The following is a 13,613-nucleotide window of genomic DNA, read 5'->3' on the forward strand; positions in this document are numbered from 1 at the left end:
CAACTGACGGACTAATCTCGTGACCCAAAGCCCAACCCTGAGCCGGCGTTCGTCGTCGTCCGCTCCCAAGCTGCCGCGCAAGCCGCGGCAGCTGAAATCAAAGCGGAGCGGTGCGGATGCCCGCGCCGGCTACACCTTCCTGTTGCCCTGGCTGCTGGGATTCATCGCCCTGACTGTGGGCCCGATGATCTCCTCGCTGTACCTGTCGTTCACCAACTACAACCTCTTCGAACCGCCCAAGTGGATCGGGCTGGACAACTACGCCACCCTGTTCCAGGACGAAAGGTTCCTGCAATCCGTGGGCGTCACCCTCAGCTACGTGGTCTTCGGCACCCCGCTGAAGCTGGCGGCGGCACTGGCAGTGGCAATGCTGCTCAACAGCAAGCGCAAGGGCCAGGGGTTCTACCGGTCAGCGTTCTACGCACCCTCCCTGATCGGCGCCAGCGTCTCGATCGCGATCGTGTGGAAGGCGATGTTCGGCGACGCCGGCCCCGTGGATCAGGGCCTGTCCTTCTTCGGAGTCAACCTGGGCGGCTGGGTGGGCAACCCCTCCATGACCATGCCCATGATGATCCTGCTGACCGTCTGGCAGTTCGGCGCCCCCATGGTGATTTTCCTGGCCGGCCTCAAGCAGATCCCGGCGGACCTCTACGAAGCGGCGTCCATGGACGGTGCCGGCCCGGTGCGGAAGTTCATCAACATCACCTTGCCCATGCTCTCCCCGGTGATCTTCTTCAACCTGCTGATGGAAACCATCCACGCGTTCCAGATCTTCGCCTCGGCCTACATCATCTCCAACGGTGAAGGCGGCCCGGCCGGCTCCACCCTCTTCTACACCCTCTACCTGTACCTGCGGGGCTTCAGCGACTTCCGGATGGGCTACGCCTCGGCGATGGCCTGGCTCCTGGTGATCGTGGTGGGCATCATTACCCTGATCTTCTTCAAAACCTCCAAGTCCTGGGTCCACTACAGCGGTGATTCGAAATGACAATTATGGCAACCCCCAAGCAGTCGGCGCCGATGCTCCAGGCGCAGGACTACAACCCGAAGTCCGAGTCCGTGGTGGCCAAACGGGTGAAGAGCCTGATTTTCCACGTGGTGGCGCTCGGCCTGACAGCCGTGGTTCTCTACCCCGCGTTGTGGATGGTGGCCTCCGCCTTCAAGCCCAATGCCGAGATCGGCGGCGCCAACACGTCGCTGTGGTCGAACAACTTCAGTTTGGACAACTTCGTCACGGCGATGGACGGGATCGGCGGGGTGTCCACCCTCCAGTTCTTCACCAACTCCCTGGTCCTGGCCATCGGCGCGGTGGTGGGCACCATTCTCTCCGCCAGCGTCTCGGCCTATGCCTTCGCCCGGATCAAGTTCCCGGGCCGGAGCGTGCTGTTCGGGATGATGATCGCCACCCTGCTGCTGCCGTTCCACGTGGTGATCATCCCGCAGTACATCGTGTTCCAGCAGCTGGGTCTGGTGGACACGTACGTTCCGCTGCTCATCGGCAAGTTCCTCGCGGCGGATGCCTTCTTCGTCTTCCTGATGGTCCAGTTCATGCGCAACCTCCCGGCCGAACTGGACGAGGCGGCCCGCATCGACGGCGCCGGCCACGTGCGGATCTTCTGCTCCATCATGCTGCCGCTGATGAAACCGGCGCTCATCTCGACCTCGATTTTCTCGTTCATCTGGAGCTGGAACGATTTCCTGGGTCCGCTGCTGTACCTGAACACCCCTGAGAAGTACCCGCTGCCGCTGGCCCTGCGCCTGTTCGTGGACCAGACCCAAAGCTCGGACTACGGCGCCATGATCGCCATGTCCGTCCTGGCCCTGCTCCCCGTGCTGATCTTCTTCCTGGTGTTCCAGCGCTACATTGTTGAAGGCGTCTCCACCCAGGGCCTCAAGGGCTGACGGATACAGAAAATGAGCATCATGGACAGCACCACACCCGCATCCGGCCACAATGAACCGATCCCGGTAAACCGCTTCGCACTGTTTTCCGAGACCCTCCTGGCCGGGCTGCTGGTGCTGGTGCTGTCCATCCCGCTGGTCACCATCCCCGCCGCGTACGCGGCCGGGATCGCCCACCTGGAACGGCACCTCGCCGGCCGCGATGATTCCCTGCGCGGCCTCTGGGGCACATTCCGTTCTGCCCTCCCGGGCAGCTGGAAGCTGGGAATCACGACGGCGGGAGCCGCCGTCGTGATTGTCCTAAACCTGTTGCTCGCGACGGTGGGTCAGCTGCCGGGCAGTGCAGTTGTCCTGCCGGCCACGCTGATCCTGGCGGCGGCCGGAGCGGTCCTGCTCCTGCGCACCGCCGCTGCCTGGTCCGGCGTTGCCTCGTCAGACGTTGACGGCGGGGAATCCGCCGCGCCGGGGACCTGGTCTGCGGCCCTTGGCGCCGCCAAGGCACTCTCGCTGCGTGACTGGACTGGCTCGCTTCTCCTTGCCGCGGCACTGTTCGCGTCCGTGGTCTTTGTCTGGATGCTTGAGGCCCTGTTTGTAGTGGTGCCCGGCATGCTGATCCTGGCCTCCGCCGCCGTCAAGATGCGGACCAGCCGCGCCTAGCAAGTCTCTGCATTTCACCTTTACTACCGAGTTGAGCCAGACGTGTCTTCCGACAGCCCGCAGTCCGCAGAATCCCTTCACACCCCTCAAACTCCGGTCCGCTGGTACCAGCCGCTGACTCAGCACAACTACCGCCTGTACATGGGCATGACTTTCGCCGGCAGCATGGGTGTGTGGATGCAGAGGCTGGCCCAGGACTGGCTGGTGCTGCAGCTGACCGGGAGTCCGGCCGCCGTGGGGGTCGCCGTGGCGCTGCAGTTCCTGCCGATGCTGGTCATCGGTCCGCTCAGCGGCCTGCTGGTGGACATGTTTCCCAAGCGCAGCGTCATGATGGTGTGCCAGTCCGCGATCGCGCTGCTGGCCCTGGGACTTGCTGCGTGGGACGCCGGCGGAAACATCACCGTGTGGGCGGTGTACGGAAGCTGCATTGCGCTGGGAGTGACGTCCGCCGTCGACGGTCCGGCGCGCCAGGTTTTCATCAACGAAGTGGTGGGCGACGCCGGGCTAAGGCCGGCCATCGGAGTCAACAACGCGATCGGCCAGTTTGGCGCCATGGTGGGACCGGCCCTTGGCGGAGTGGTGATCGCCCAGGCCGGATCCGCCGCCGCCTTCGCCGCGAACGCCCTGCTTTCCGTGCTGGTGCTGGTCATGATCGCCGCCGTCCGGCCGGCACTCCTGCACCTCACGGCCCCTGCATCCCGGGGACGTGGCCAGCTGCTGGCCGGCTTCGGGTACGTCCGGGAACGGCCATCACTGCTGCTGACCATCGTTCTTGCCGGCCTGCTGGGGGCCTTTGGCATGAACGGTCCGGTTGTGCTGACGGCCTTCGCCGAGCGGGTGTGGCACAACGGTGCGGCGGGGTTCGGGCTGTTCAACACCGTGGGTGCCATCGGCGCCCTGGCCGGTGCGCTGCTCGCCGCGCGGCTGAGGACAATGGGCCGCAAGGGAATCGTGGCCGCCGCCGGGCTCTTTGGGCTTTCGCAGCTGGTTGCCGCGTTGATGCCCAACCTGGTCGCTTTCACCGTGATGCTTGCCGTGGTGGGCCTGATGACCCTGGTGTTCCTGACGAGCGCCGCCACGGCCGTGCAGGTGGAGGCGGACCCCGAAGTCCGGGGGAGGGTGATGGCACTTTACCTGCCATTGCTGCTGGGCGGGCATGCTTTGGGTGGCCTGCTGGCGGGCTGGCTGACAGAGGAATTTGGTGTGCGGACAGGCCTGGTAGTCACCGGTGCGCTGGCCATGCTGTCCGCGGCCGTCGTCGGACTTTTGTTGTGGCTGAATTCGCTGCGGGTGCGGAACTGACAGTCCTGTGAGGAAAAGTAACTTTGTGTGAGTTCTTGACGCGTGGTGCGGCTCACACCTACTCTGTGAGAAAGCGGTTTCTGAGACGCTCCCGACTGCCAGATCAAAGGACCAACGAATGCTTTCACGCGCCCGAAAATCCAGAATTCCCAAAGTTGCGGCTGCCATGGCCGTCCTGGCGCTGGCCCTTTCGGGCTGCGCCGGGGGCTCGCCGGCTGCCTCCGACGGACCGGTCACCCTGCGTTTCAGCTGGTGGGGCTCCGATACCCGCCACAAGATGACCCAGAAGTTGATTGACGCCTACGAAGCGAAAAACCCGAACATCAAGATCGAAGGGGAGTACGGCGACTGGTCCGGATATTGGGACAAACTGGCCACCCAGGTGGCCTCCCAGGACGCCCCGGACATCATCCAGATGGATGCCCAGTACCTCGGTGAATACGCCGAACGGGGGGCGCTACTGGAGCTGAAGGACGTGGATCTGTCCAAGTTTGACCAGGCCGCCGCAGATGCTGGAAGGACCGAGGGCGGTCAGTACGCCGTGACCGCCGGTATGAATGCCCTGGTGGTCCTGGCCAATCCCGCGCTGGTGTCCGCCAGCGGGATGTCCCTGCCTGATGATTCCAGCTGGACCTGGGACGAATACATGAAGACGGCGGCCGACATCACCAGCAAGAGCAAGGAAGGCATCTACGGCTCCGGGGCCTTTACCGGTGACGCCTCCTTCAACCTCTGGATGCGCCAGCATGGCAAGTCCCTTTTCGCCACGGACGGCGGCCTGGGCTTTGATGAGGCAGACGCCACCAAGTACTTCGAGATGCAGGCCGAGATGCGGGACGCCAAGGCTGTTCCGCCCGCATCGGTGATGACCGAAGACGGCAGCGCACCGCTGGACCAGCAGGGCCTGGCAACGAACCGGTTCGCCATGGGTTGGGTGTGGTCCAACCAGCTGGCCGCGCTGACCAAGGCGTCAGGGCAAGCGCTGGAGATCCACCGGCCGCCGAGCGTCGAGGGCGATGCGTCCAAGGCCGAACAGTTCTACAAGGCATCGCAGTTCTGGTCTGCCAGTTCGCGGTCCAAGCATCCGGTCGAAACCCAGAAGTTCATCGACTTCCTGGCCAACAGCGTCGAAGCCGGCGAAATCGGGCTGGCAGACCGCGGCATCCCGGGCAACTCGGAAGTCCGCGCGGCCGTGGGCCCGAAGCTGACGCCCACGGATGCGCTGACGGCAAAGTTCATCGATGACATTGCCGATGAAGTAGGCGAGGCCCCTGCCGTGCCTCCCGCCGGATCCAGTTCGGTCTCCGAAGTCCTGACCCGGTACGCCAACGAGGTCCATTTCAGCAGGATCTCCCCGCAGGACGCGGGGAAGAAGTCGATCGAGGAGATCAAGAGCTCCCTTAACTAAGCAAGGCACGACCCTCCAGAAACGGACGACCCAGAAACGGACGACGCCGGATGCGAACCGCGTCCGGCGTCGTTCCTGGGGTGGGAGTGGGGCCGTGTCCGTCGCCTTCAGGATTCGTTGGGCGGCGTGAAGGTCCAGGAGCCGGTGTGGATGCGGAAATCGCGCCTTGCGTCACCGCCCGATGTGCGGGCGCTGCCGCCGGGAGTGCCGGCCCCGGCACGTTCCGTGCTGGAACCCACGACGGCGGGCTCCGCCGTCGGCCCCTGGATTCCGTAAGTGCCGCCGGAGGGGAGCCTGACGGTGGCGGTGACGCCCTGGGGAACCGTGCACTGCAGCTGCATTCCATTAGCGGTCCGCCGCCAGGCGACTTCGACGGCGCCGTTGGGCAGCGGCACGCTTCCTTTGGCATGTTCGAGGCTGCACACCGGCGGTTCGATGACCACTTCGGTGCCTCCCGGAACACTCACGCGGACCCCGAGCAGGAACTCCAGGATTTCCTGCACCACTGAGGCGGACCACGCGTGGGACTGGCTGTAATCCGTGCCGTCCACGAGCTCCCAGGCCTCCCAGGTGAAGCTGGCGCCGGACTCCAGGAGCCGCGCCCAGCCGGGCTGGTTTGGGTTTGTCAGCAGATCAAGGACGGCGTCCGTCAGCCCCTCCGACAGCAGTGCCCGCACCAGCCGATGCACGGTCATGGGCCCCTGCCGCATGCCCTGGCCGGCGATCCTCTGTGCGTCTGCCGCTGCGAACGCAGGACCGGTGATCCCCAGGGACAGCGGGAAGGAGGTGGCGTGCTGGGACGCATGAGAGCTGGGTGTGCCGTCGGCGTGCAGCCCGTCCACCATCACGCCGTCCACGCGCAGGCGGGTGCGGATGGTTTCCGCGAGTGCCCCGGCGTGGCGGGCGTACCGGATGGCCGCGTCCTCCTGGCCGGCGAGGCTGCACAGCCGGGCCGTGGACATCAAGGCGGAGTGTGCCTGCGCATTGACGGTGGTCTTGGCGGCGCAGTCCATGTCGTAGCCGAAGCGGCCCGGCGCGGGCCAGTCCACAATGCCATGAAGGTAGGGGCCGGAGCCGCCGCCCAGTTCGGTGACCAGTCCCGCCGTCGGGCCTGCCGTGGCGACGTATCGCAGCGCATAGTCGGCGGTGGCGTGGAGGTGCGGGAGCAGTTCCGTCACCAGGCCCAGGTCTCCGGTCCGGAGATGGTACTCCTCAGCCCATTCCGGCATCATGAGCGAAAAGTCGGGGATGTCCCGTTTCCCGTCGCCGTTGGGGTAGACCGCGTTGTAGCGTCCGAGGTCCTCGCCGGCGGTCCAGTGACGGGCCGCGGACCAGCCGAACTCGCGCAGTGCCTGCGCCGTGTAGGCGTGCTCGCCGAACAGGGCCATGGTGGCGTAGGAGATGTTGACGGCGTCGGCCAGGAACTGGCCCTTTTCCCTGGTGGGCGTATCAACGAACTGCTCCTGGATTCCGTGCAGTGCTGAATCGCGGAGCAGCCCGAACACGGCATCCAGCGTGGGGTCGGAGCTGCTGAAGCTCCCCTCCTGCGGGTGCTGCCCGTGAATGACGACGGCGCCGACCCGGGACAGATCGGTCGCCTCCACCCCGGGGAGTTCCAGGTAGCGGAAGCCCAGGTGCACGGTGGCGCGGAACTGCTGCGGGCCGTCGGCCTGCGTGTAGGGGAAGGACATGTCGGTGTTCTGGCTGGCAGTCTTGCCGGTGTCCACCCGGCCGTCGGCGTCCAGGGTGTAGCCGGCACGAATCATGACGGTCCGCCCGATGACGCCGGTGCGGAAGTCCACTTCCGGGCGTGCCGGGATGACCCTGCCGAAGTCCGCCACGAGCGTTCCGTCGGCTGCGGTCAGGAAGGCTTCCGGGGCAACAAAGGTCTCGGCCATGGACGTGCGCCGGGCGTGCAGTGCGGGGAATTCGGGGGTGGGGTGCTGGCCGTAGCTGAGGGCCGGGGGCATGTCCTGGCCGGCATCCAGGGCGGCCGCCGCCTGGCCGTCGAGGTGCTCCACGGGATCGCCCTCATCGTTCCGGTAGCCCGCTTGCCGGTACGGTGCCTCGGTGGCTGTCCAGTCCGGACCGGAGCCGAAGACCTCGCGGCGCCCGTCCGTGTAGTCCACGCTGAGGCGGACCAACAGCCCGGGAACGCCGGCGGCTCTGCCCTGGCCGGGGCCGTACCAGTGAAGCAGGGCGGTCAGGGGAATCTCGACGGGCTGCTGTTGCGCCTGCCGGCCGGGCTGGCCGGGCAGGCTCGGCCGTTTCTGCGCACCCGGGGAGTGCGTCGCGAGCAGCGCGGTGACGTCGGCGGCGTCGTAATATCCCTCCCCGGGGTAGCCGAAGGAGGTGGTGCTGAGGCAGGCGTTGCCGTCCAACGCCACCTGCGCATGATGACTCGCAGCCACAAAGAGGCGTGCCCGGGCAACAGTTCCCGTGATCAGGACGGTGCTGCGGAAGAGCGTCCATTCATCGGGCTGCCGGTGCGCCGTGGTGCGTGCCCAGTGGCCCAGGAATGCGCGGGCCTCTTCCGGGCCGGCGCTGAACCGGTGGTCGAGCAGCACCTTGCCGACGGCTTGAGTCGTGTCAGCGCGGGCGCCGTCAGTGATCCGAAGCGAGGCGTACTCCGCCTGGCTGCGGGGACCCTGATGGAGTGCGAGCCGACCCTCGAAGCCGGCGGGGAGCGGCTCGTTGACGGTGAGCAGCTCAACGCCGTCGAGGCTGACGGTGATGGTGGTGCCGTCGTCGGAGACGGTCAGGTCCTGCCACCTGCCGGGGACCAGGTCCTTGCCGGGTAGCCGTTCCTGGCTGGCCACGGCGTGGCGCTCCACCTGGACGCTGGCAAGCACGTCGGTGGCCGGCGTGGCAGGGGAGGGGATTTCCCATTCCGGGGCGCGCCGGAGCACCACGTTGCCTGCCGTGTTCAGTTCCAGCAGCAGTCCGGTGCCGGCTCCGGTGCTGCGAAGGAGGAGCCCGGCCCACCCCATCACCGGCCGGAGGCGGGCCGCCAAAGTGAACTGGCGGACGGGTGGGCTGGGGATGGGCAGGAAGGGTGAGCCGGCAACCCGCAGGGCACCGTCCAGGATTTCCAAGGGAGCCCGGCCGCCCGGCGCGCGATGGATCCAATGGGCGCCCCACCCGGTGTCGGAGAGTCCGGTACCGAAAAGCACGGCTTCGGACCAGGGCCCGGGGTGGCCGCCGGCGTCGCTCACGCGGACACGCCAGCTGTAATCTGCGTCCTCCGCCAGTTCCGGACCGCCGTACGGGATCCCGGACTGGCGCGGCGACGGGACGGGCCCGGAATACCAGACCTCGGCTCCGGCCGAATCCTCGACGGCGATCTCGTAGCCTGTCTGCCGGGCCGCGGCGGGGTCGGCATCCTCCGGCTGGCTTAGTCTCCAGCCAAACACGGGGCGCAGCGATGCCGTGAGGCAGCGCGCCAGGCCGTCGGTCAGCAGGCCGGCCGCCTGCAGTTCCCCTTGGCGGGTCATCGTGGGCGGTGTTTCCTGCCGGGGGAACGTACCCATCAGGATCCGGTTCCCTGTCCGGCCGAGGCCCGCAGCGCGGACGCTGCTGAAACGGCCCAGGGCACGCCGAGTTCGCTGAAGGTTGCGCTCTCACGCGTGGCACGCTCCAGGGCGCTTTCGATGCCGATGACCACGGCGTGGGCCGCGTCGCCGTCGCCCTCCCAGCGGATGTAGGCGCCGTCGATGAGGGCAGGCAGCGGTGCCGTCCGGATGGCTTCGAGAACCAGCATAAAAGCGCCGCTGTCCGTGATGGGGCTGATGAGTTCCCTGCCTTCGCGGCGGTGCGCAAGCAGGTTCTCTGTGAGGTCGTCCCGGCCGAAGACCTGCTCGGTCTGCCCGGCAGGGGTGGTCACGGTGAGGCGGTCTTCGGTGTAGTGGAACACAGCTGTGCCCGCCGAGCCATGCAGCGTGACATAGGGCTCCACGGATTCGCTGGCGCAGAGGGTCAGGGCGCAGGTGATAGGCAGCCCCGTCGCGGTGCGGACCCGGATCACCGATGTGTCGTCGGATTCGATGTCGTTGGCGCGGTACAGGTCTGTTTCCACCGACGCAACGTCGGCTGTGGTCCGGGCGCCGGCGATGCGCAGCGCGGTGGCCACGGCGTGGGCCAGGGGATTGGTGGCGACCCCGTCAACCACGTCGATGCCTTCAATGCTCCGCTTCCCGGCCCAGCGGGAGCGCTTGTAGTAGGCCTTGTCGCGGACCCAACGGCCGGTTGCCGAGATGCCTTCGAGGGTGCCGATGGTGCCGCTGGCGACGAGTTCCTCGAGGGCCGCCAGTGCGTGCGAGCCCAGGCTCTGGAAGCCGATCTGCACGCTGCGCCCGGACGCCTGGGCGGCGTCACTCAGGATGTTGAAATCAGCCAGGGAAGCGACCGGGGGCTTCTCCAGATAGAGGTCCGCTGTTGTGGCCAGGGCGGCGAGGCCCAGCGGAGCATGGGTCTGGATGGGGGTGGCCACGATGATCACGTCCAGGTCCGGGGTGCCCGCCAGAAGTTCCGTGAGCCCAGGAAACACTGCGGCTGCTGCCGGCACGGACCCCGGTTCCGGCGGCTGGGGATCGGCTACCGCTACGAGTTCGACGACGCCGGCCGCCCGCAGCCGTTCAAGGTTGCCCAGGTGGTGGGCGCCGAAGCCGTGGACGCCTACCAGCGCCACCCTCGCCGCTGATGCCGCGTGTCCGGCGTGTCCGGGATGGCCGGACTGTGACGCGGCGGAAGGTGGTGTTGCCATGGGGCTCCGTTCCTGCCCCGGAGGACACTAAGGTTGGGTAAGCGCTTTCCCGAATCCAGTGTGCGGCATAACCATGGTGATAGTCCAGTGCGTCTTGCAGGCTGTAGTTACATGCCCAGCGGCGCTGCCCAGTTGCCGTTCCGGCCGCCACTGCCGCCTTCCTGGTACTTACCGCAGCGTGTGCAGCGCCGGTAGCGGCCGCCGTCGTCCGTGGTTTGGATGTGCCAATCGTGGCGCAGGTTCATCTTGCAGAGCAGGGTTTTGAGCATGACGTTCTCCGATCCGATAGCAAGGTCATCAGTCAGGGCCTGATGTTCTGGTTGAGCCTGAAGAAGTTCGTTGGATCGTAGGTGCGCTTGAGTGCCTTGAGCCGGTCGTACTTGGCGGCGCCGTACGCGTGCCTGACGCGTTCCTCGCCCTCTTCCATCAGGAAGTTCACGTAGACGCTGGTGTGGTGGGGCGCCAGGGCTGACCAGTAGTCCCGGGCCCACTGGCGCTCGCTGTCAAAGCCGTCGGCGGTCTTGCTGTTGCCGTTGATGTTGAATGTGAACCCTGCCTGGCGGCCGTTGAACGCGGTAGCACCGTCGTCGATCCTTCCCACCGCACCGCCCATCTGCCACAAGGCGACGCTCGTGACGGGCGAGGTGATGCGGCTGCCGTACTCCACCACTACGTCGATGACGTCGTCGCTGAGGGCTGCGACGTCGCATGACCGGACGTAGTAATGCCAGCCGTGCGGGAACGACGGATCGAACGTCCTCTGATGCTCAAGGAATGGCTTGGGCCGGCAAAAATCGAGCACGGGCGAACCGAATTCCTTGAGCGGCCGCAGGACCCGTTCGCCATCCTCGACCGGTCCGGCGTAGCAGGCCGTGACCGCAAGGACGCGCTTGCCCACCAGGTCTGGCGGGACGATCGGCAGTGCCGGGGCCCTCCGCTGCACGGCGATGGTCATAAGCTCGTCGGGGCAGTCCGCGATCCAGTCCCGGTAAAAGCGGAGCACTTCGGGGGCATCTTCCATCGGCCAGAAGACCGGACCGGCCATAACGTACGGGCCCACTGGGTTCAGCCGGAACTCGAAGTCGGTGACGATGCCGAAGTTCCCGCCGCCGCCCCGCACGCCCCAGAAGAGGTCGGAGTTCTCGTTCTCGCTCGCCCTGACCAGCTCGCCGTCGGCGGTGACCACATCCACGGACAGCAGCTGATCGACCGTTAGTCCGTACTTCCGCATGACCCAGCCGATGCCGCCGCCCAACGTCAGGCCCGCAACCCCGGTATGGGTGACGATTCCCGATGGAACAGCGAGGCCGAATTCCTGCGTCTCGCGATCAAGCTCGCCGAGCAGAACGCCGGCCTGGACTCGGACCGTCCGCGCCTCCGGGTCCACGCGGATACCTTTCATCGGGCCCAGATCGATGAGCATGCCGTCGTCGCAGACGGACAGTCCGGGGAAGCTGTGGCCGCCTCCGCGCACGGCGGTCAGCAGGTCCTGCGACCTGGCCAGCCGGATGGCAGCGCGTACATCTGCGACGCCGGTGCAGCGAGTTATGAGGGCGGGACGGCGGTCAATCGACCCGTTCCACACCTTGCGGTGCTCGTCGTAGGCAGCATCGTCCGGGCGGACGATTGCGCCCCGAAAGGATGCCTGTAATTCATCGACAGCAGCGCCGTCGATCTCCGTGCTTTGCGTCATTGGAATCACGGACCTCTCGCTCCTTCCAGCAGAGTCCCACACGTGAGGACGCACTGACAAGAGGAAATTCCGGGAGCCCGGGCGCCCCGTCCGAGGCAAGCTGAGCCGCTAGCTGACCGCCTTCTTGACGAGCTCGGCGATTCTCGCTTCGTCTGCGGATGTGAGCTTGGTCAGGGCATAGGAGGTGGGCCACATGTTGCCGTCGTCGAGGTTTGCCGGGTCGCTGAATCCGAGCGTCGCGTACCGTGCCTTGAATTTGTCCGCTGGCTGAAAGAAACAAACCACCTTGCCGTCCTTGGCGTAGGCAGGCATTCCGTACCAGGTCTTGGGCGCGAGCTCCGGGGCGTTGTCCGTGATGATGGCATGCAGCCGTTCGGCGATTGCGCGGTCCGGGTCCGACATCTCGGCGATCTTCCCGAGCACATCGCTTTCGCCATCCGGCTTAGCGGCGCGGGCACCGTTCCGCGACGCGGACTTGAGCTCCTGGGCCCGTTCCTTCATTGCGGCCCGTTCGTCCGCATCGAAGCCGTCGTACGACTTGGTGCTCGTGCCGGCCTTGTTCGTGTCCGTCATTGCGGGTTCCTTCCTTGGTGGTCTCTTGGGGTCCACGCTAGTGTCCGGGCGTCAAGGAGGCTTCTCCAGAACTGCTCGAATACAGGACTGCCCGAATCTGGAGCTGCTCGAATCCGGAGCTGCTGGAAGCGGAGGTCCCTAGCCGGCCGAGGATCCCTTCGCCGGGGCGGTGCTCTGGCGCACCACCAGTTCGGGGGTGAAGATGACCGCCCGGTGCTTTGGATTCTCGGACTCGAGTTCCTCGGCCAGCAGCTCGATGGCTGTGCGCCCCAGGGCCTCGGTTGGCTGCCGGATGGAGGAGAGGGGGACGACGGCGGAGACGGCGAAGTCGATGTCGTCGTACCCGATCAGCGCAATGTCCTCCGGGATCCGCAACGTGTGCGTCATGGTCAGTGACTGCATCACACCCAGGGCAAGCAGATCGTTGGCGCAGAAGATGCCGTCCGGCAGCTCGCCGGGCCCTCGCTCCACCAGCAGGTTGCCAACTCTGCGGCCTGCCAGCACCGTTTGTCCGTCGGAATCGAGGACTTCAAGAGTGGCATCCGATTCCTCCTTCACGGCACGTTCTGCGCCTTGGAGTCGGTCCGCCACCTGGCGGATGGAGGTGGGGCCGCCCACAAAGGCGAGCCGACGGCGGCCGGTGTCCAGCAGGTGCCGGGCGGCGAGGTAACCGCCGGCGTCGTCGTCCACCGAAACGGAGCTGTACTTGCTCTCATCGGCGAGCCGGTCCACCAGAACGGTAGGGACACCGCGCTCGCGGAGCTGGTCGATACGCGCGGTCACGTCACCCACGGGCGAGATCAGGAGGCCCTGCACGCGCTGCTCCTGGAACAGATCGATGTAGTTGGATTCCCGGCTGGCATCGTGGCCGCTGTCGCCCAGCAGTACGGCGCTGCCCTGGAGTGCCGCGGCATCCTCCGCGGCCCGGACCACCGACGTGAAGAAGGGGTTGCCGACGTCGAGCACAATCAGGCCGATGGTCCTGCTGTGGCCGGCGCGCAGCTGGCGGGCGGCGTCATTGCGGACGAAGCCGAGCTCGTTGATGGCGCGCAGCACCCGGTCCTTGGTCCGCTGTGAAACCCTGTCCGGGTAGTTCAGGACGTTGGACACGGTGCCCACGGCAACGCTGGCGTGGTTGGCGACGTCCTTGATGCTGGCTGAGCGATTCATGTTTCTCCGTGTTGATATGCCGCGTGCAGTATTTTTCGCTGGTCCGGGGACCATTGCGGGGAAATTGCTTGACACCTTCTTGTCTCAAGGGTACTTTGAATCGTACTAATGAAACGATTCAAAACATGGAAAGTTCAGGAGAGGCG

Annotated in this window: 11 protein-coding genes; 5 read left to right on the forward strand and 6 right to left on the reverse strand. The window is 66.2% G+C overall.

The annotated features are described in order from the left end of the window. The first annotated feature begins 19 nt into the window (after window positions 1–19). The 5 genes from AU252_RS14725 to AU252_RS14745 all read left to right on the forward strand — a co-directional run bounded on the left by AU252_RS14725 (window position 20) and on the right by AU252_RS14745 (window position 5,269). Complete coding sequence (locus AU252_RS14725; RefSeq protein ID WP_058931362.1) at window positions 20–988, forward strand: carbohydrate ABC transporter permease; 969 nt, start codon at window positions 20–22, stop codon at window positions 986–988. Next, on the forward strand, window positions 985–1,902 hold the full coding sequence (locus AU252_RS14730) for a carbohydrate ABC transporter permease (protein WP_058931363.1): 918 nt from the start codon (window positions 985–987) through the stop codon (window positions 1,900–1,902). Before AU252_RS14725 ends, AU252_RS14730 begins: the two co-directional genes overlap by 4 nt. 12 nt (window positions 1,903–1,914) lie before the next feature. Then, window positions 1,915–2,559, forward strand: coding sequence for a hypothetical protein (locus AU252_RS14735; RefSeq protein ID WP_058931364.1), 645 nt, complete (start codon window positions 1,915–1,917; stop codon window positions 2,557–2,559). A gap of 42 nt (window positions 2,560–2,601) precedes the next feature. Continuing rightward, on the forward strand, window positions 2,602–3,861 hold the full coding sequence (locus tag AU252_RS14740; protein ID WP_058931365.1) for an MFS transporter: 1,260 nt from the start codon (window positions 2,602–2,604) through the stop codon (window positions 3,859–3,861). Between the two features lie 118 nt (window positions 3,862–3,979). Beyond that, window positions 3,980–5,269 carry an ABC transporter substrate-binding protein gene (locus AU252_RS14745; protein ID WP_083510415.1) on the forward strand — a complete coding sequence of 430 codons (1,290 nt, stop codon included), beginning with the start codon at window positions 3,980–3,982 and terminating at the stop codon, window positions 5,267–5,269. Window positions 5,270–5,376: 107 nt separating this feature from the next. On the opposite strand, the gene AU252_RS14750 is transcribed toward AU252_RS14745, so the two are convergent. The 6 genes from AU252_RS14750 to AU252_RS14770 all read right to left on the reverse strand — a co-directional run bounded on the left by AU252_RS14750 (window position 5,377) and on the right by AU252_RS14770 (window position 13,467). Further along, window positions 5,377–8,799 (reverse strand): family 78 glycoside hydrolase catalytic domain, encoded by a 3,423-nt coding sequence (locus AU252_RS14750; RefSeq protein ID WP_099093399.1) that lies wholly within the window; start codon window positions 8,797–8,799, stop codon window positions 5,377–5,379. Beyond that, the gene (locus tag AU252_RS14755) at window positions 8,799–10,031 is read right to left on the reverse strand and encodes a Gfo/Idh/MocA family protein (protein ID WP_058931367.1); all 1,233 of its coding nucleotides are present in this window, start codon (window positions 10,029–10,031) and stop codon (window positions 8,799–8,801) included. Before AU252_RS14755 ends, AU252_RS14750 begins: the two co-directional genes overlap by 1 nt. A gap of 107 nt (window positions 10,032–10,138) precedes the next feature. After that, window positions 10,139–10,300 carry a hypothetical protein gene (locus AU252_RS24180; RefSeq protein ID WP_167349835.1) on the reverse strand — a complete coding sequence of 54 codons (162 nt, stop codon included), beginning with the start codon at window positions 10,298–10,300 and terminating at the stop codon, window positions 10,139–10,141. A 32-nt stretch (window positions 10,301–10,332) separates the two neighbouring features. Continuing rightward, window positions 10,333–11,724: an FAD-binding oxidoreductase gene (locus AU252_RS14760; RefSeq protein ID WP_058931368.1), complete on the reverse strand. Its 1,392-nt coding sequence runs from the start codon at window positions 11,722–11,724 to the stop codon at window positions 10,333–10,335. 108 nt (window positions 11,725–11,832) lie between these two features. Beyond that, the gene (locus AU252_RS14765; RefSeq protein WP_058931369.1) at window positions 11,833–12,297 is read right to left on the reverse strand and encodes an iron chaperone; all 465 of its coding nucleotides are present in this window, start codon (window positions 12,295–12,297) and stop codon (window positions 11,833–11,835) included. Window positions 12,298–12,435: 138 nt separating this feature from the next. Next, on the reverse strand, window positions 12,436–13,467 hold the full coding sequence (locus tag AU252_RS14770; protein ID WP_058931370.1) for a LacI family DNA-binding transcriptional regulator: 1,032 nt from the start codon (window positions 13,465–13,467) through the stop codon (window positions 12,436–12,438). Window positions 13,468–13,613: the final 146 nt, after the last annotated feature.

The organism is Pseudarthrobacter sulfonivorans, assembly GCF_001484605.1.
GTDB classification, from domain to species: Bacteria; Actinomycetota; Actinomycetes; order Actinomycetales; family Micrococcaceae; genus Arthrobacter; species Arthrobacter sulfonivorans_A.